This is a genomic window from Roseovarius ramblicola, from assembly GCF_042430665.1.
Taxonomy (GTDB): Bacteria; Pseudomonadota; Alphaproteobacteria; order Rhodobacterales; family Rhodobacteraceae; genus Roseovarius; species Roseovarius ramblicola.
On record NZ_JBHMEC010000015.1, the window covers coordinates 391,589 to 408,818 of the forward strand.

At 61.4% G+C, this 17,230-nt stretch carries 15 protein-coding genes; 10 read left to right on the forward strand and 5 right to left on the reverse strand.

The window, feature by feature from the left end; translation table 11 throughout:
- Positions 1 to 29: 29 nt before the first annotated feature.
- From trxA to hslV, 3 genes are all read left to right on the forward strand, one after another.
- Entirely contained in the window at positions 30 to 350 is a 321-nt protein-coding gene (gene trxA / locus ACFFU4_RS10420) for a thioredoxin (RefSeq protein WP_377069703.1), read from the forward strand.
- Positions 351 to 560: 210 nt separating this feature from the next.
- On the forward strand, positions 561 to 1,709 hold the full coding sequence (locus tag ACFFU4_RS10425; protein WP_377069704.1) for an amidohydrolase: 1,149 nt from the start codon (positions 561 to 563) through the stop codon (positions 1,707 to 1,709).
- A gap of 61 nt (positions 1,710 to 1,770) precedes the next feature.
- Positions 1,771 to 2,328, forward strand: coding sequence for an ATP-dependent protease subunit HslV (gene hslV, locus ACFFU4_RS10430; protein ID WP_377069705.1), 558 nt, complete (start codon positions 1,771 to 1,773; stop codon positions 2,326 to 2,328).
- On the opposite strand, the gene ACFFU4_RS10435 is transcribed toward hslV, so the two are convergent.
- Both ACFFU4_RS10435 and ACFFU4_RS10440 read right to left on the reverse strand, forming a co-directional pair.
- Positions 2,325 to 2,657, reverse strand: coding sequence for a BrnA antitoxin family protein (locus ACFFU4_RS10435; protein WP_377069706.1), 333 nt, complete (start codon positions 2,655 to 2,657; stop codon positions 2,325 to 2,327). The genes hslV and ACFFU4_RS10435 overlap by 4 nt on opposite strands.
- Positions 2,623 to 2,886, reverse strand: coding sequence for a BrnT family toxin (locus ACFFU4_RS10440; protein WP_377069707.1), 264 nt, complete (start codon positions 2,884 to 2,886; stop codon positions 2,623 to 2,625). Before ACFFU4_RS10440 ends, ACFFU4_RS10435 begins: the two co-directional genes overlap by 35 nt.
- A 108-nt stretch (positions 2,887 to 2,994) precedes the next feature.
- Here ACFFU4_RS10440 and hslU point away from each other — a divergent pair, with 108 nt between their 5' ends.
- A complete protein-coding gene (hslU, locus tag ACFFU4_RS10445; protein ID WP_377069708.1) occupies positions 2,995 to 4,296 on the forward strand; it encodes an ATP-dependent protease ATPase subunit HslU in 1,302 nt (433 codons plus the stop codon).
- A gap of 57 nt (positions 4,297 to 4,353) precedes the next feature.
- Here hslU and ACFFU4_RS10450 read toward each other — a convergent pair whose 3' ends face one another.
- Positions 4,354 to 5,955, reverse strand: coding sequence for a hypothetical protein (locus ACFFU4_RS10450; protein ID WP_377069709.1), 1,602 nt, complete (start codon positions 5,953 to 5,955; stop codon positions 4,354 to 4,356).
- Positions 5,956 to 6,165: 210 nt separating this feature from the next.
- Here ACFFU4_RS10450 and ACFFU4_RS10455 point away from each other — a divergent pair, with 210 nt between their 5' ends.
- A complete protein-coding gene (locus tag ACFFU4_RS10455) occupies positions 6,166 to 6,741 on the forward strand; it encodes an NYN domain-containing protein (protein WP_377069710.1) in 576 nt (191 codons plus the stop codon).
- Between the two features lie 315 nt (positions 6,742 to 7,056).
- Here ACFFU4_RS10455 and ACFFU4_RS10460 read toward each other — a convergent pair whose 3' ends face one another.
- Complete coding sequence (locus ACFFU4_RS10460) at positions 7,057 to 7,692, reverse strand: cyclic nucleotide-binding domain-containing protein (protein ID WP_377069711.1); 636 nt, start codon at positions 7,690 to 7,692, stop codon at positions 7,057 to 7,059.
- Positions 7,693 to 8,216: 524 nt separating this feature from the next.
- Complete coding sequence (locus ACFFU4_RS10465) at positions 8,217 to 9,029, reverse strand: helix-turn-helix domain-containing protein (protein WP_377069712.1); 813 nt, start codon at positions 9,027 to 9,029, stop codon at positions 8,217 to 8,219.
- A gap of 14 nt (positions 9,030 to 9,043) precedes the next feature.
- On the opposite strand from ACFFU4_RS10465, the gene ACFFU4_RS10470 reads away from it, so the two are divergent.
- The 5 genes from ACFFU4_RS10470 to ACFFU4_RS10490 all read left to right on the forward strand — a co-directional run bounded on the left by ACFFU4_RS10470 (position 9,044) and on the right by ACFFU4_RS10490 (position 16,859).
- Complete coding sequence (locus ACFFU4_RS10470) at positions 9,044 to 11,194, forward strand: CocE/NonD family hydrolase (RefSeq protein ID WP_377069713.1); 2,151 nt, start codon at positions 9,044 to 9,046, stop codon at positions 11,192 to 11,194.
- A 106-nt stretch (positions 11,195 to 11,300) separates the two neighbouring features.
- Positions 11,301 to 12,851 carry an ABC transporter substrate-binding protein gene (locus ACFFU4_RS10475; protein ID WP_377069714.1) on the forward strand — a complete coding sequence of 517 codons (1,551 nt, stop codon included), beginning with the start codon at positions 11,301 to 11,303 and terminating at the stop codon, positions 12,849 to 12,851.
- Positions 12,852 to 12,927: 76 nt separating this feature from the next.
- The gene (locus ACFFU4_RS10480) at positions 12,928 to 13,872 is read left to right on the forward strand and encodes an ABC transporter permease (protein ID WP_377069715.1); all 945 of its coding nucleotides are present in this window, start codon (positions 12,928 to 12,930) and stop codon (positions 13,870 to 13,872) included.
- A complete protein-coding gene (locus ACFFU4_RS10485; protein ID WP_377069716.1) occupies positions 13,853 to 14,797 on the forward strand; it encodes an ABC transporter permease in 945 nt (314 codons plus the stop codon). The genes ACFFU4_RS10480 and ACFFU4_RS10485 overlap by 20 nt, the downstream gene beginning before the upstream one ends.
- Before the next feature lie 34 nt (positions 14,798 to 14,831).
- Entirely contained in the window at positions 14,832 to 16,859 is a 2,028-nt protein-coding gene (locus ACFFU4_RS10490; protein WP_377069717.1) for a dipeptide ABC transporter ATP-binding protein, read from the forward strand.
- Positions 16,860 to 17,230 lie beyond the last annotated feature (371 nt).

A 17,230-nucleotide genomic window follows, 5' to 3' on the forward strand; every position in this document is an offset into this window, starting at 1 on the left:
TCAAGTTCCCGAACACAAGGAGAGAGCCGATGGCCACCGTCGCCGTAACCGATGCCACCTTCGACGCCGAGGTGAAGAATTCCGATATCCCCGTCGTGGTGGATTTCTGGGCCGAATGGTGCGGCCCCTGCAAGCAGATCGGCCCCGCGCTCGAAGAGCTTGCGACCGAGATGGAAGGCAAGATCAAGGTCGCCAAGGTCGATGTCGACAGCAACCCCAACACCGCGATGTCGATGGGCATCCGCGGCATCCCCGCGCTGTTCATCTTCAAGGGTGGCGAGGTGATCTCGAACCGCGCCGGCGCCGCCCCCAAGGCCGCGCTGCAAAGCTGGATCGAAGACAGCATCTGAGACCCGGAGAGGTCGGGAGCGAAGGGCCGCGTCACGCGCGGCCCTTTTCTTTTGCGCCGATATCGGCATGATCGCCTCGTGAAGAGATTGGCATGACGCGCCACAATCGCGGATATCCCCGCCCGGCGGCACCGCCGGGCAGCGCCTGCCTGCCCCCCGGCGGGCGCTGCCCTCCTTTCCAAGCCGCCCCGCTGCAATGAGCGAGTCCAAATGACCCTGACCAATTCCGATGTCGCGGAACTGACCGCGCTGCGCCGCGACCTGCACCGCCACCCCGAGATTTCCGGCAAGGAGGCCGAGACCGCGCGCCGGGTCACCGCGGTTCTCGGGCGGCACGCCCCCGGCACCCTGCTGACAGACCTCGGCGGCCACGGCGTCGCCGCCACCTACGAAGGGACCGAGCCGGGACCGACCGTGCTCTTTCGTTGCGAGCTTGACGCCCTGCCCATCAATGAGACCGGCACCGCCCCGCATCGCTCGACCGTGCCCGGCACCGGCCATCTCTGCGGCCATGACGGCCACATGGCGATCCTCGCGGGCCTCGCCCGCCTGCTGTCGCGCACCCGCCCCAAACGCGGCCGCGTCGTGCTGCTGTTTCAGCCCGCCGAGGAAACCGGTGCGGGCGCGGCAGCCGTGCTCGCCGATCCACAATTCGACACTGTTTCACCGGATTACGCCTTTTCCCTCCACAATTTCCCCGGCCTGCCCATGGGCCATGTCTCGCTCATCCCCGGCCCGGTAACCTGCGCGTCGCGCGGCATGGAAATCACCCTGACGGGCCGGTCCGCCCACGCCTCGCAGCCCGAGACCGGCACCTCTCCGATGACAGCACTCGCCGGCCTGATGCCCGGCCTCACCGCGCTGTCGCACGGCACGCTGGACGCGCCCGGCTTCACCCTCGCCACCGTCACGCACGCCCGCATGGGACCGCCCGCCTTCGGCATCGCACCGGGCGAGGCGGTGCTGCACGCCACGCTGCGCACGCTCACCGATGACCGCATGGCAGACCTCGTCAACGCGGCGGAAACGCTGGTGTCGGAGACGGCGGCGGCCCACGGCCTTACCGCCGAAATCGCCTGGCACGACGTGTTCGCCCATTGCGAGAACGATCAGGAGGCCACCCGCATCATCGAAACCGCGCTCGACGCGCTCGGCCTCGCCCATGACGGGCGCGGTCTGCCCATGCGCCCGTCAGAGGATTTCGGGCGCTTCGGCCATGCCGCCCGGGCGGCGATGCTGTTTCTCGGCGCCGGAGAGGATCACCCGGCGCTGCACAATCCCGATTACGACTTTCCCGACGACCTGATCCCCACGGGCGTGCGGATCTTCCACCGCATCGCCCGCGACCTGCTCGGATGACCACAGACCTTGCACCCCGACCCCGCCCCTTCCATATAGGGCCAACCACACCGGAGGACGCATGAGCGACGCATTTCCAGGCTGGCACGGCACCACCATCATCGGCGTGCGCAAGGGCGGCGAGGTGGTCGTCGCGGGCGACGGGCAGGTGAGCCTCGGGCAGACCGTGATCAAGGGCGGCGCGCGCAAGGTACGCCGCCTCTCGCCCGGCGGCTATGATGTCGTGGCGGGCTTTGCCGGGTCCACCGCCGATGCCTTCACCCTGCTGGAAAAGCTGGAGGCGCGGCTCGAGGCCACGCCCGGGCAGCTTCAGCGTGCCTGCGTCGACCTCGCCAAGGAATGGCGCACCGACAAGTACCTGCAAAAGCTCGAGGCCATGCTCATCGTCACCGACGGCGATCAGCTCTACGTCATCACCGGCGCGGGCGACGTGCTCGAACCGGAACACGACGTGGCCGCCATCGGCTCCGGCGGCATGTACGCCCTCGCCGCCGCGCGCGGCCTTTCCGGGACCGACCACACCGCCGAGGAAATCGCCCGCAAGGCAATGGCCATCGCCGCCGATATCTGCGTCTACACCAACGGCAACCTGACGGTGGAGAAGATCGGCAAGTCCTAGCCCTTCTTCTCCACCGCCTCCATATAGGCCCGCAGAACGGCGTTCATGCGGGTCTGATAGCCCTTGCCCTGACTGCGGAAGAAGTCCAGCACATCACGGTCAACGCGCAGCGATATGGCCTTTTTCGCCTCTGGCAGATCGTGCGGATCCAGCCCGCCCGCCTCGACAAAGACCGCCCGGGCGAAATCCCATTCAGGCTCGTCAAACGCCGGATCATCCGCGAGCGGCGCGTCCTGTTCCGCCTCGCGCCTGACGCGCTCCCAATCGGTCTGCCCCTTCTGACGGCGGGTCCGGTCAAGGCTCATGCGCGTGATAGTGTCGTCGCTCATTCCTCTTGGCCCTCCTTGCCGAAATCAACCGAATCTCTTCGCCCCGTCGCGTGAAAACCACCGCATATTCCAACCCGTTCACCATTCCTATCGCCAGCCATCGCGGCTCCTCCCGGTCGGACGGGATGACCAGAAGCCGCCCCGCGAACATCGGCAGGATATCGGCGAAGTCGATCCCATGCTTTGCAAGGACCGCCTCGCGCTTGGCCTCGTCCCACGAGAACCTCATGCCTGCGGCCCACAATGTGTATATACACTTCGTATATACAAATAACAACCCCTTCAATTCCCCCCGCACCATGCGTATCTCTGCCGCAAACCGGTAAAGGATTCCTCAATGACAGACCTCACCCCGCGCGAGATCGTCTCCGAGCTCGATCGCTTCATCATCGGCCAGCGCGACGCCAAGCGCGCCACCGCCGTGGCCCTGCGCAACCGCTGGCGGCGCAAGCAACTGCCCGATGACCTGCGCGAGGAGGTCTACCCCAAGAACATCCTGATGATCGGCCCCACCGGCGTCGGCAAGACCGAGATCTCCCGCCGCCTCGCCAAGCTCGCCCGCGCCCCCTTCATCAAGATCGAGGCCACCAAGTTCACCGAGGTCGGCTATGTCGGCCGCGATGTCGAGCAGATCATCCGCGACCTCGCCGACAGCGCCATCGCCCAGACCCGCGAATGGATGCGCGAGGACGTGAAGACCCGCGCCCAACACGCCGCCGAAGAGCGCGTCATCACCGCCATCGCCGGCGAGGATGCCCGCGACGCCACCCGCGAAATGTTCCGCAAGAAGCTGCGCGACGGGTTGCTCGACGACACCGTGATCGAGATCGACGTCACAGACACCTCCAACCCCCTCGGCGGCATGGACATCCCCGGTCAGCCCGGCGGCCAGATGATGAATCTCGGCGACATCTTCGGCAAGGCGTTCGGCGGCCGCACCACCCGCAAGCGCATCACCGTCGCCGAGAGCCACGACCTCTTGGTCAGCGAAGAGGCCGACAAGCTGCTCGATGACGAGGCCGTGACCCGCACCGCCCTCGAATCGGTCGAGCAGAACGGCATCGTCTTTCTCGACGAGATCGACAAGGTCTGCGCCAAATCCGACGCCCGCGGCGGCGACGTCAGCCGCGAGGGCGTGCAGCGCGACCTCTTGCCGCTGATCGAGGGCACCACCGTCAGCACCAAGCACGGCCCCGTCCGCACCGACCATATCCTCTTCATCGCGAGCGGAGCCTTCCACATCGCCAAACCGTCGGACCTCTTGCCCGAACTGCAAGGCCGCCTGCCCATAAGGGTGGAACTGCGCGCCCTGACCGAGGCCGATTTCGTCCGCATCCTGACCGAGACCGACAACGCCCTCACCCTCCAGTACACCGCCCTCATGGGCACCGAGGAGGTGACGGTCGACTTCACCGAAGACGGCATCGCCGCGCTCGCCCGCATCGCGGCAGAGGTCAACCAGTCGGTCGAAAACATCGGCGCCCGGCGGCTCTACACGGTGATGGAACGGGTGTTCGAAGACCTCTCCTTCACCGCCCCCGACCGCGCGGGAGAGGCGGTGACGGTCGACGCGGATTTCGTCGAGAAGAACCTGGGCGAGCTGATGCGGTCGGCGGATTTGTCGCGGTATGTGTTGTGAAGAATAGTCGGTAAGTATGACTTATTCATTATGAGGGGACATGCTTGAGTTAACTTCTCAATCAGGGGCGTTAAGTGCCGCCATTAAGTCTTCTGCGTCGAACGTTAGTACTTGGTCGATACCAGACAATAAACGACGAATCTCAGTGCGGCGATCATCGGCTGGATAAGTAGACCCTCCACGAACCAACTCTAGTATTAACTGACGACGCAGGCACGACCGATAACCCTCCCGAGGCAACCGGACCAAATCACGAACAATTCCTTCTAGCATATCGGACTTGAAACGCGCTGGTAGTTTCTGGATATCCGCCACGTACCGCATTGCTCTAGAAGCGTCCATTGCTGCCCAATAAGGAATACTTATCCCATTGCCCCCTTCGAGAGCCGCCTCAGATGCGTGAGGGTTGCAGTCCGGCAACTCTATCGCCATCACTGTCCACTGGCGAAGGCAGTAGATAGCTTCATATATTAAGCGAGTGCCGAGAGTTGGAAACTCAGCGGCAATGTCAGTCCTATCATCAACAGGGTCATAGCTCTTCGATAATTCGCGCACAAAGACAGACATATACATTAACCACATATGGTCTTCTGTTTCCTGCTTAGCGGCACTTGTAACCATTATATCAAAGAAACGAATTGCGCAGTATGTTGGGTCTAGCCATAAATCATCTTCTTCATTTGGACAGGCGCTGTTGAGCGTTTTTCGATACGATGTGTTGGTCTGAATCAGACTAATGATTTCGTCTCCTATGGGTTTGTAAATACCGTACTTGGAGGCGACTGTCGTATCGCTAAAAAGGCCAGAAAGGATTATGTTTTTTGGATCTATGTAGTAGCCAAAACGATTGTCACAGGTTTGGTTGTGACGAATCTCTTTATAAAAGTGGCTAAACTTATCATTGATCAGACCACGAAAATACTTGGTCCGAAAATCACGATCCTCCCAGCCGAAGTCGCCCATCAGTTTGATGGCGAACCCCGGCCTAAGGCGCAGCAAAAGATTCTGCATTCCATCTGATTTCTGAAGCATTTGAACAATATCCGAAGCATTTTGGTACGCTCCCTTTCTTGAAGGAATTATAGAAGCGACTGGTAGAATTCTTCTCGCAATGGAATTTGGAATTAACTGGCGCGAATAATCCTGAGGCATGGGAAATGGTGAAGTGGCGGACCTATGGACTTCGATAATCCAGTTATGAAGACCTTGCCCTAGAAGCTGTTTCTTGACCGCTTTCTTGATTATTGGGAAATAGGGTTCAACCAGCTCTGCAGTTTCGAGAAACCTATCCTCGTCGTGCAAAGTCTCGACCAGATTTTTAAGTGTTTTTAGGCTTATAGCCTGAGGTCGCGCCGAAATATAAAGTACCCATGCCAACAGAATCCATGTAACTATGACTAGGAATGCAGCCTCTTGGTGGGTTAGGCCGCTTGTTTGACTTTCCAGAGGGACGAAGTCGAACAGCCAATCCAGTTGCGGCGGAGCAACCGATTTGAGCTCAAAATAGAATTCAAAGAAACCAATTAGAGAAATTGATGCTGTGGCTAAGACAAGCTGACGGAATAGATTGAGGCGTAATCTAAGGCGACTCACAGGCGTCAAAATGGCGTATGTAGCGATCATCAACCCAACAAACGTAAGGAAGCCATCTAAGCTCATGTTCTGATCTGACCTTGAAGCATATAATTTGTGTATTCTTGATTGAGAGAAGTCTAGATAGCAAGCGCAAGTCAAACAACATTCCTAGGCTGGGCAGTCCTGCCTACCACCCCCGTCATTCCCGCGACAGCGCGCCATCTACTCCACCCCCATTCCCCCCACCCAAATCCCACACTTCCCCCTCCGCACAACCCGCGCTAAACACCTCTCATGGTTGTTCCGGTCCTGCTCCTGATCCCGTCTCTCGTCGGCGTCGCCGCCGCACTTCTGATCCCCGGCTATGCCGATCTCATCCTGCTGGCGGGCCCCTGTGCCATCGCGGCCCTCATCCTGTGCCTGCGCGCCGCCCTGACCCGCGAGGCACCCGCGCCGGACTGGATCCTGATCGACGGCTCCAACGTCATGCACTGGAAGGACAACACCCCGCAGATCGACACGCTGCGCGAGGTGATCGCCCATCTGGGCGACCTGCGCCGCGCCCCTGCCGTCATCTTCGACGCCAACGCGGGCTACCTGTTGGCGGGCCGCTATCAGGACGATCGCGTCATGGCCCGGGCCCTAGGCCTGCCCGAGAACCGTGTGCTGGTCGTGCCCAGGGGCACGATTGCCGACAGCTACCTTCTGGCCGTCGCGCGGGATCATGACGCGCCGATCGTCACCAATGACCGCTACCGCGACTGGGCCGATGATTACCCCGAGGTCGCCGAACCGGGGCGCCTCATCCGGGGCGGCTATCGGGGCGGCGCGCTCTGGCTCGACGGGATCGGGGCACCCGCCCTGGCGTGATGCCGCCCACCGTGCGCCGCCTCAACCCCGCGCCGCCCCGTCCGGAATACCGACGCAATACCGACAGGATACCGACGCGATGCACCCCCCGCCTCCGGCCTGTTTAACAAGGGTTCCGGCCCCTGATTCGCCCGTCCGGGCGGCGACCACCGGTCTCTCCCGGTCTCGCGCCGCCGCTTGCTCCCCGCGGTCACGATGTCCGGGCGGTCCCCGGACAGGCCGCGCCGCCCGCGGCCCGCAATGCCGCCCGCGACGCCCCGCGCTCGTGGCTCCGGTTCGGGACAGAAACGTTCTGGATCAAGGGCATACCCGGCGCTACCCGGGCTGAGCCTCCTGCGACTGCGCGGCATTCGCCACGAGCCGCCTGGTGACCGTGCGCATCACCGCCATCGCGAATTTCGGGTCCTCATGCTGCAATCGCGCAAAGCCCCTCTCGTCGAGTTCGTAGACAACCGTATCCTCCAGGCACCGAACCGTCGCCGAGCGCACCGCACTGTTATTAAAGAAAGCCATCTCACCAAAAATCTTTCCCGCGGCCACAGATACATTCTGCCCCTCGATTTCAACGCAACCCTCGGCCAGATAATAGAGGCTGTCTACCGGATCGCCCTTCTCGAAAATGACATCGCCGGCCTGGATGACACGTTTTTCACCGTAGGCCATAGCGACGGAGAAATCCGGCTCCGACTCGTCCGTCATATGCGTCACCAGCCTGCGCAGTGCGATGATTTCATAGAGACGGTAGGCGTTGGTTGGGAGCAAGACGAGTTCAACCGCCAGAAGCGGCCAGAGCTGGAGCACGCCACTATAGATAATGAAGCAGACAGACGACGCAATCGCGAGTATCCGCAGCGGGATCATCGATTTCATTGCGAGCAAGCTGGCCACCTTCAACACGGCCGCGAGCCAGCCAACGACCTCAATGATATGGTATGCAGTGATTAGATCCATTGGCCTTTTCTCCTAATGAACCCGTCGAGCTCGGGTCCAATTCATGAAATGGGTAAGGCACTGCAGCGCTGTTGCCGCGTCCGTGCTGGAATATATAGGTCTAGAAGGCGTCTGGTCGAAGGCAAGCTCCATGATCACCATTGCCTCGGGTGCCGACGCATCCGGGTTCGGCGTGCATTTACAGAAGTCCCTAAGCTGCCACGGCCTGCGGGCCATCAATGCTTTAGCATAGACAAAGACAATATCCAACTTGAACCGCGCCGGGTTTGCCGGGGTAGTGCCCCACCGGGTGGTGTAGGACGCTGCGGGCGGAGCCATTTGGCGTAGCGCAGCGCGTGGCCGGGCGGGCGGCCACCGCGCTTCTTCGTAGTCAGAGGTTGTCGAAGCCGATGACACCGAAGGAGATCGGAGATGTCGAAACGCAAGCAGCACACGCCCGAGTTCAAGGCTAACGTCGCGCCGGAGGCCCTGAACGGCGAGCAGACCGCAGCCATCCTGCTCAAATCGCTCTCTCGGCACATGTATCAAGGTTCGTCCACATCCAGGACGAAGGACGACGGCTCAATGCGATTCTCGATCAAAGAAATGATTTCGGATCGCGGCGAGCCGTCACCGGGGTCGAACAGCCCGGTCCTCTTTAGCGCCTGACGAACATTGATATCGCGTCCGAGGTATTCCAATGCGACCTTTGAGGCGCCAGGTTTGCGGCCGCGACGTGTCGGACCACCGGTTTGGATGCCAAGCAAAAGTCCGATCCGGTTTCGGTGGCTGGGATAAAAGGTTGCCTGCGTGATCGTGTTCACTTCGATCGCTTCATACTCAAGAATATAAAGGCGGTCGGCAAGGTAAAACAGGACACCTTCATATTTGTTCAACCCCTTCGATCGCCCGGTCTCGGGGTCGCGCAGAATCTCGATGTTCTTCCAGTAATACTTGTTGCCTTCTCTGTAGATGAGCGCGAGTGAGCGAATGACTTTTCCCTTGTTTCCGAAGGAGTAGAAGTATCGGAAATAGTAGCCCAGATATTTTTCAAGATCCTGGCTATGCTGATACAGCTTGTCGAGGTGACGCAGTGGCTTGCTTAGCGCTTCCTGTTGGAGGGGCTTGCGTTTGAGAGCGACGATTTCCTCGAATTGCTGCGGCTCCATCAACAGTTCGGATTCCGACACGCCGAAAAAATCGCAGATCCGGCGCATGTTGCGGCGCGATGGATGAGATCCGCCTGAGAGGTACTTATTGAATTGCTGTCGGTTAATGTCGAGCCTGCGACAAACCTCGGCGATGGAAGGGTGATAGCTGCAAAGCAGAGCGAGGTTATGGCGAAAGTCATCAGACATGCGCCATTGTTAGGATGAAGCATCTTGCGCGTCAATTCGCGAATGCTTGCGAAATTGCGACGCTTCACAAGGGGCGTAGACTTTCGAGCGATCTACGCACCGCAGGGGTGTGCAGAAGTGCAGTGCGCTCGGAAGGAAAATTGATGAAGCAGGCAAGTGACTATCCCCATGCTGTAAGAGAAATCCACCACGTCGAAATGCCGATGCCGGATGGCTGCAAGCTGGCCGCGCGCATATGGATGCCAGAGGGTGCAGAGGCGGCGCCGGTTCCGGCGATCCTGGAATACCTGCCCTATCGGAAAAACGACTTTACCACCGCGCGCGACGCCTCGATGCAGCCCTATCTGGCCGGATACGGCTATGCGGTGATCCGGCTTGACCTGCGCGGGGCGGGCGACTCCGAGGGACTGATGGTGGATGAATACCTGCCACAGGAATTGCAGGACGGGTGCGACGCCATCTCATGGATTGCCGAGCAGCCCTGGTGCGACGGCAACGTGGGCATGATCGGTATTTCATGGGGCGGGTTCAACGGGTTGCAGATCGCCGCGTTGCAGCCGCCGGCTCTCAAGGCGGTGGTGACGCTGTGCTCCACCGATGACCGATATGCTGACGACATCCATTACATGGGTGGCTGCCTGCTGGGTGAGCAGCTCAGTTGGGCCTCGATCATGTTCGGGCGTAATACGCTGCCGCCGGATCCGGCGAATGTGGGCGATAAATGGCGCGACATGTGGCTGGAGCGTCTTGAGGGCAGCGGGTTGTGGCTGAAGACCTGGCTGGAGCATCAGCGGCGTGATGACTTCTGGCGGCATGGCTCTGTCTGCGAGGATTGGTCGAAGGTGCAGGTTCCGGTCTATGCAGTGTCGGGTTGGGCCGATGGTTACCCGCGCAGCGTGTTTCGTCTTATGGAGCATTTGCAGGGGCCAAAGAAAGGGCTCGTGGGGCCATGGGCGCATCGCTACCCGCATATGGGCGAACCGGGGCCGGCCATCGGGTTTCTTCAGGACGAATTGCGCTGGTGGGATCACTGGCTCAAGGGGCGCGACACCGGCATAATGGCGGAGCCGATGCTGCGACTCTACATGCAGGATAGTGTCCTGCCCAAGGGTCACTACAAGGCCCGCCCCGGCCGCTGGATCGCCGAGCCAAGCTGGCCCTCACCGCAGGTGGTGCGGACGGTGTTTCATCTGACACCGGAGGGCGGCTTGAGTCTGGAACGATCGGCCGGAAAAGCGGTTCTGCATCACCACAGCCCCGCGGATGTGGGTATGGCCTCGGGCAAGTGGTGCGGCTACGGGACGCCGGGCGACGCCCCTGTGGACCAGCGTCGGGAAGACGCCGGCAGCCTGTGTTTCGAGATCGACATACCTGCCGAAGGACTGGCCTTTGCGGGCGATGCCAAGGTGCATCTGCGCCTCAGCGTGGATCGACCCATGGCGCAAGTTGCCGCGCGGCTGGTCGATGTGCATCCTGATGGCGGCGCCACACGTCTGTCTTTCGGTGTTTTCAACCTGAATCACCGCCAAGGCCATGACAAGCCCGCGTTACTGGTGCCGGGCGAGGTCTATGATGTAACCATCCCGATGAAACATGTCGCTCAAATGCTGCCAGCCGGTCATCGCCTGCGACTGGCGCTGTCGAGCAGCTATTTCCCGATGATCTGGCCGGCGCCGGAGCCGGTCACGCTGAGTGTGCATACACAAGGCAGTGCGCTGGAGTTGCCGCTGCGCGCGCCTGCGGCGCTGGACGACACGCTGGCCGATTTCGACGCACCTGTGGCTGGGCCGCCGACGCCGACAGAACAGATCGCCGAACCCGAAACCTGGTTCCGCATTGTCGAGGATGCGGCGAACGGCGAAGTGCAGATGCAGATCGCCGATGGCGGTGGCGTCACGCGACTGCTGACCAACGATATCACCCTGCACAAGCAAGGATACGAGACATACGGCGTGTGCCTCGATGACGTGACCACGGCTTGGGGACGCACCGAATGGCACTATGGGCTTAGCCGTGGCGATTGGTCGGTGCGCTCCGAAACGCGGACGCTGCTGCGCGCCGATGCCAGTGATTTCATCATCACCGCCGAGCTGCGCGCCTGGGAGGGCGATGTGCTGGTTGCGGAGAAGCGCTGGGACGAACGGATCGCGCGCGATCATATGTGAGCGAAACGGCGCTCTTTTTGCGTCACATGGCGAAGGTGCGCGAAATAGGCCGATGCAGGGCACTGTGTCATGCTTTGGCCAGAAATTGTCTAGGGAGGACACGACAATGAAACAGACAGGAACAACCCGCCGAGGCTTTCTCGGCACAACCGCTGCATTGGGCGCGCTCGGGCTGGCCCCGGCCTGGACCACGGCGGCCTTTGCCCGGACAGGCAGCACGCTGCGCCTGAGGATCGACGGCGACAACATCGTGCTCGACCCGGGCTTCATGACCGGTGGTACGGAGATCGAGGCGCAGAAGCAGTGTCTGCCTTTCCTGGCGCAATACGCGCGGGACGGCGAGACGTTCACCTGGGAGCCGACCTATTTCGTCACCAAGCTGGAACAGCGGGACGCCACCCATATCGACTTCGAGCTGACCGATGGATTGACATGGTCGAACGGCTACGGCCCGGTCATGGCGAGCGACGTCAAGTTCTCCTTTGAGAGGATGAAGACCAGCGACTGGTCGGGTTATTTCGATGCGCTGGACCATGTCGAGGTGACCGGCGACCGGACGGGCACCATCGTTCTCGACAAGCCCTTTGCGCCCTTCATCATGATCACCCTTTGCCACGGCCCAGGCGCGGTGCTGAGCGAGAAGGCCATGGCCGATGCCGGCGGCAATTTCACCACGACGTTCCCCGCCGTCTGTGGCCCCTACACCTATGAGGCGACACCGGGCCAGCGCGCGGTATTTGCCGCCAACCCGGACTGGACCGGACCGAAACCGGCTTTTGATCGGGTGGAGTGCAATGTCATCACCGAGGTGAAGGCTGCGGAACTGGCCTTCGAGGCAGGGGAACTGGACTGCACCGAAGTGGGGTCCGACACCCTGGCGCGCTACATCAAGGACATGCCCGAAGGTACCGGCATCGCAGTGGCCGGCGAGCTGCAATACATGTGGATGGGTATGAACACCGAGCATCCCAAGCTGCAAGACATCCGTGTACGCCAGGCTATTCAACATGCCGTGGATGTGGATACGATCCTGCAAGGTGCCTATTCCGGGACCACGGCCAAGTCCCACGGCATCATCTGTCCGGGGCTGACCGGTCAGCGCGACACCGCGGGCTACAGCTATGACCCGGTCAAGGCCCGCGCGCTGCTGGACGAGGCTGGCGTGTCCGGCCTTGAAGTGACCTTGCGGACGCTGAACAACCAGGAACGGATGCTGGCCGCCCAGATCATCCAGGCCAACCTGATGCAGGTCGGGATCACCGTGAAGGTGCTGCCGCTCGACAGCGGGCCTTTCTGGGAAATGGGGCAGGAAAACAAGGGAGATACCTGGAAAGACCTTGAGCTCTGGTTGATGCGGTTCGGCACCACGCCCGACCCCTATGAAGCCACGCAATGGTTCACTTCGGACCAGGTCGGTGTCTGGAACTGGGAGCGCTGGACCGACGCGGAATATGACCGCCTCTATGATGAAGGCATCAACGAGACCGACCCGCAGAAGCGTCATGATATCTACGTCCGGATGCAGGAGATCATGGAAAACACCGGCGCCTATGTCTGGATCAACCATGAGCCGGAAGCCTTCGTTCACAGCACTGTGGTCGGTGTGAATGCCGCGCCCTCGGGCGAACTGAACTATCGCAGGTTCACCCAGGCCTGACCGTCCCCCTTCCGGGCCGATCCGCGCCACGCTGCGCGGATCGGCATCGTAAAACCCGGTCGAGAGGAGGTCGTCCGTGCTTTATTACCTGACCAAACGTCTGGGGCTGTCCGCCGTGGTTGTCGGCCTCGTCGTTCTGGTGCTATTTTCGATGCTGCACCTCATCCCCGGCGACCCTGCGACCATCGCTTTAGGCCCCCGCGCGACGGAAGAGGCTATCGCGCGTTATGCCGAGAAGATGCATCTTGACGAGCCGGTCTGGCGGCAGTTCCTGATCTTTATCGGGAATGCCCTGACAGGCGATCTCGGGCTGGATGTGTTTTCCGACAGACCCGTGACGGCGATCATCATGGAGAGGATCGGGTTTACACTCGCGCTTGTGGGCGCAGGGATGGGCTGGGCAATGCTCTTGGGCATTCCGCTGGGCTGCCTCGCGGCGGTCAAACCCAATAGCTGGATCGACCGCATCACGGGCGTGTTGTCGGTGGGAACAATTGCGGTTCCATCGTTTCTCGTGTCGATCTGGGCGCTGCTGATTTTTGCGGTGCATCTGCGCTGGCTTCCGGCCATCGGGGCGGGCGAGCCCGGAGACATTGGCGACCAGCTTTCCCACCTGATTCTTCCGGCCTTCGCCATCGGGTTGAGCTGGGTGGGCTACCTTGCGCGCATGGTGCGGGCCTCGATGCTGGAGGTGATGGGCGAGAACTACATTCGTTCGGCGCGCGCCTTTGGCCTGCGTCCGCGGCGGGTAATCTTCGGTTACGCCCTGCGCGTCGCCATTCTTCCGACCATCACGCTGATCGGTATGGGCTTTGGCGGAATGATCTCGTCGACCGTCTTTGCCGAGATCATCTTTTCCCGGCCCGGTATCGGCAAGCTGATATTCGATGCCGTGATGGCGCGCAATTTCCCTATCGTGCAGGGCGCGGTTCTGGTGGCCACCAGCCTCTATATCCTCGTCGTCCTGTTTTCCGACATCCTCATAGCCTGGTTTGATCCCCGTGTCCGAGAATCGCTCTGAACCCGAAACCGGTATCCCTGCGGTCGATTCATCGGGGCTTCCCGAGCATGTGACCGAAGCCGATATTCGCGAATCCGCCGCCCGCGAGCGCCGCGAAAAGCTGCGCATGTTCCTGACCAACTGGCAGGGGCTGACTGGGCTGATCCTTGTAACCCTGTTCTTTGCCAGCGCCATCTTTGCGCCTTGGCTGGCGCCCTATGACCCGAACGCGCTGGACGTGCCAGCGCGGCTGTCCGGTCCAACGCTGGAGCATCTGGCAGGTACCGACCAGTTGGGCCGCGATACGCTATCGCGTATTCTCTACGGCGGGCGAGTGGCCCTGTATATCGCGGCGATCGGTGTATCTATCGCTTTGATTGTCGGCCTGATCCTTGGCATGATTGCCGGGTTCGGACCCCGTTGGCTTGACAGCCTGCTTCTGCTGGCATTTGACACCGTGCGCTCCTTCCCGACCATCGTTCTGGCGCTGGCAACCGTGGCGCTCACCGGACCAAGCCTTGGTGTGGTGCTGGCCATCGTGATCATCACGTCGATCCCGCAATATGCCCGGGTGGCGCGCACCGCCACGCTGACACTGAGGAACACCGATTTCATTCTTGCCGAACGCTCGCTGGGCGCCAGCACGACGCGGACCCTGCTACATCACGTCATGCCAAACGTGGTCGGCCCCCTGCTGATCCTGGCCGCGATGGATGTGCCGGTGGTGGTCACCGTCGAGGCGGGACTCAGCTTTCTGGGCCTTGGCGTGACGCCGCCCACTGCCAGCTGGGGCACGATCCTGAACGAAGGGTATCTGGTGATCCGTGATGCGCCGTGGATGGTGATCGCCGGGGGCATCCCGCTGATCCTGACCACGCTGGGCTTTACCTTCCTCGGCGAAGCGCTGCGCGACATTTTCGATCCACGTATGGGGAATGGACGCTGACATGCCCAAGGACGCAATTGAGACACCCGAGACGTTGCTCGATATCCGCAACCTGTCGGTAGATTTCAGGACACCGCGTGGGCGGGTCAAGGCGCTGCGCGACATTTCCTTTCCAATCCGAAGGAAACGGATCATTGGAATCGTGGGCGAAAGCGGGTCGGGCAAATCCACTGTGCTTTGGGCACTGCTCGGCCTTCTGGCCAAGAACGCCGAGGTTGTGAGCGGCGAAGTCCGCTTCGGTGAACGTGACCTATTGCACGCCAGCGAAGCGCAGTTGCGCGCCACGCGCGGCGAACAGATCTCGGTCGTCTTCCAAGACCCGATGACCAGTCAGATCCCGGTGCTGACCTATGGCCGGCAGATGCTGGATATCCTCTACCGGCGGCCCAATGTCTCGGCCGCCGAGAAACGGCGTATGGCCGTCGAGATGCTGGCCAAGGTCGGCATCCCTGATCCGGACAAGCGGATTGATCAGTACCCCCATCACTTTTCCGGCGGGATGCGCCAGCGCGCGGGCATCGCCATGGCGCTGCTGACCGGTCCGCAGCTCTTGCTGGCGGACGAGCCCACAACAGCGCTGGACGTGACGATGGAGGCGCAGATCATCCACCTTTTGCAGGATCTGCAAAAGGAACTGGACGCAACTGTCGTGGTCGTCTCGCACAATCTTGGCCTGATCGCCGAGCTCTGTGATGATGTCGTTGTCATGTATGCGGGCGAGGTGATCGAGGCTGGCGAAGTGCGCGGGATTTTCCACAACGCCCAACACCCATATACCCGTGCGCTGCTCGAATGCGATCCGGCACGGATCGACGATGTGTCGCGTAAGCTGCCGGTGATCCCCGGTGATATACCGGATCTGACCAAGCCGCTCTCAGGGTGCATCTACGCGCCGCGTTGCCAGCGTGCCCTTCCGGTGTGCCGCGAAAAACCGCCGCCGGATGTGGCCCGCGGCGAGATGAGCCTTGCGCGCTGTCACCTTCTGGGTGGGTTGCACCACGATCCAAGCTGGCCGCCACCACTGGACCTGATGACCGTGGGACAAGGCGCGGCCAGCGCCGGCAAGCCCGCCCGCTTCAAGAGCGACAAACCGCTACTGGAGGTGTCCGACCTGAACGTGCAGTTCGAAACCGTTGGTCCTCTGCGCGCGCGCCTGAAGGGCGTTACCCAACGTCATGTGGACGCCGTTCTGGATGTCAGCCTGTCAGTCGCCCCCGGGGAAACCGTTGGGTTGGTCGGCGAAAGCGGGTCCGGCAAGACGACACTGGGGCGCTGCGTGCTGAACCTCGTGCAGGCGCAAGCGGGAAGCGTGCGCTTCGAGGGGCAAGAAGTCCGCAACATGCCGGAAAGCCGCTTCAAACCGCTTCGTCGCGACATGGCGATGATGTTCCAGGACCCGGTCGGATCACTTAGTCCGCGCAAATCCGTGCGGGCGCTGATCACCGAGCCGTTCCAAATCCACGGGCTCGCGGGTGTCGATCTCGATGCAGAGGCCGAGCGGCTGGCCGATATGGTGCGCCTGCCCAAGCCGTTCCTGTCGCGCTACCCGCACGAGCTGTCGGGCGGGCAGGCGCGGCGCGTAGGCGTGGCCCGCGCGCTGGCACTGAACCCCAAGCTGATCATCGCTGATGAACCCACCGCGGGGCTGGATGTGTCGGTGCAGGGGGAGATTCTCAACCTGATGGCCGATCTGCAGGCCGAACACGGGCTGGGATATCTGATCATCACGCACAATCTGCCCGTGGTGCGCCATATCGCCGACCGGCTGGCGATCATGTATCTGGGCCGGATCGTGGAAGCGGGCCGCACGGACGCGGTATTCGCCCGTCCGGTTCATCCCTACACCCAGGCCCTGGTCGAAGGTGTGCCACAACCCGACCCGGACCGCCGCCGCGTGCATGTGTCGATCTCTGGCGAGGTGCCCAGCCTTCTCAACCGTCCGAAGGGTTGCGATTTCGCGGGCCGCTGCCCCTTCGCACAAGACCTCTGCCGGGCCGAGAAACCGCGGCATGTGATAATGGAGGACGGGCGACGCCATGCCTGCCATTTTCCACTAAGCTGATCCCGGCGCCTGTCACCTCAAGAGAAAACAAAATGAGTTATGGTATCTATATCGGGCGCAGCCACACCGCCGACGGAGTGGCCTACCTGGCCGGCTACGGGGACATCACCAGCCTGTCACCCTGATCAAAGCCGGAAAACTCTCGCCACGCGCGGTAGAAGGTTCGGGGTCGGACCACAACCAAAAGGGCTCCGATTCCGGCTGGATGAACGTTCAGTGGCAGGTTACGTAGCACCACGCCTCCCGCCTCAAACGCAAAGATCGCCCCGAGGGGCGCTAGAGCGTTGATATTGTTTATTATTTTTGGTTGCGGGAGTAGGATTTGAACCTACGACCTTCAGGTTATGAGCCTGACGAGCTACCTGGCTGCT

Coding starts and splice junctions, on each gene's coding strand:
- ACFFU4_RS10435 (WP_377069706.1), bottom strand. CDS start 2,657: ATGAGCGACGACACTATCACGCGCATGAGCCTTGACCGGACCCGCCGT.
- trxA (WP_377069703.1), top strand. CDS start 30: ATGGCCACCGTCGCCGTAACCGATGCCACCTTCGACGCCGAGGTGAAG.
- ACFFU4_RS10450 (WP_377069709.1), bottom strand. CDS start 5,955: ATGAGCTTAGATGGCTTCCTTACGTTTGTTGGGTTGATGATCGCTACA.
- hslU (WP_377069708.1), top strand. CDS start 2,995: ATGACAGACCTCACCCCGCGCGAGATCGTCTCCGAGCTCGATCGCTTC.
- hslV (WP_377069705.1), top strand. CDS start 1,771: ATGAGCGACGCATTTCCAGGCTGGCACGGCACCACCATCATCGGCGTG.
- ACFFU4_RS10425 (WP_377069704.1), top strand. CDS start 561: ATGACCCTGACCAATTCCGATGTCGCGGAACTGACCGCGCTGCGCCGC.
- ACFFU4_RS10475 (WP_377069714.1), top strand. CDS start 11,301: ATGAAACAGACAGGAACAACCCGCCGAGGCTTTCTCGGCACAACCGCT.
- ACFFU4_RS10465 (WP_377069712.1), bottom strand. CDS start 9,029: ATGTCTGATGACTTTCGCCATAACCTCGCTCTGCTTTGCAGCTATCAC.
- ACFFU4_RS10440 (WP_377069707.1), bottom strand. CDS start 2,886: ATGAGGTTCTCGTGGGACGAGGCCAAGCGCGAGGCGGTCCTTGCAAAG.
- ACFFU4_RS10470 (WP_377069713.1), top strand. CDS start 9,044: ATGAAGCATCTTGCGCGTCAATTCGCGAATGCTTGCGAAATTGCGACG.
- ACFFU4_RS10455 (WP_377069710.1), top strand. CDS start 6,166: ATGGTTGTTCCGGTCCTGCTCCTGATCCCGTCTCTCGTCGGCGTCGCC.
- ACFFU4_RS10460 (WP_377069711.1), bottom strand. CDS start 7,692: ATGGATCTAATCACTGCATACCATATCATTGAGGTCGTTGGCTGGCTC.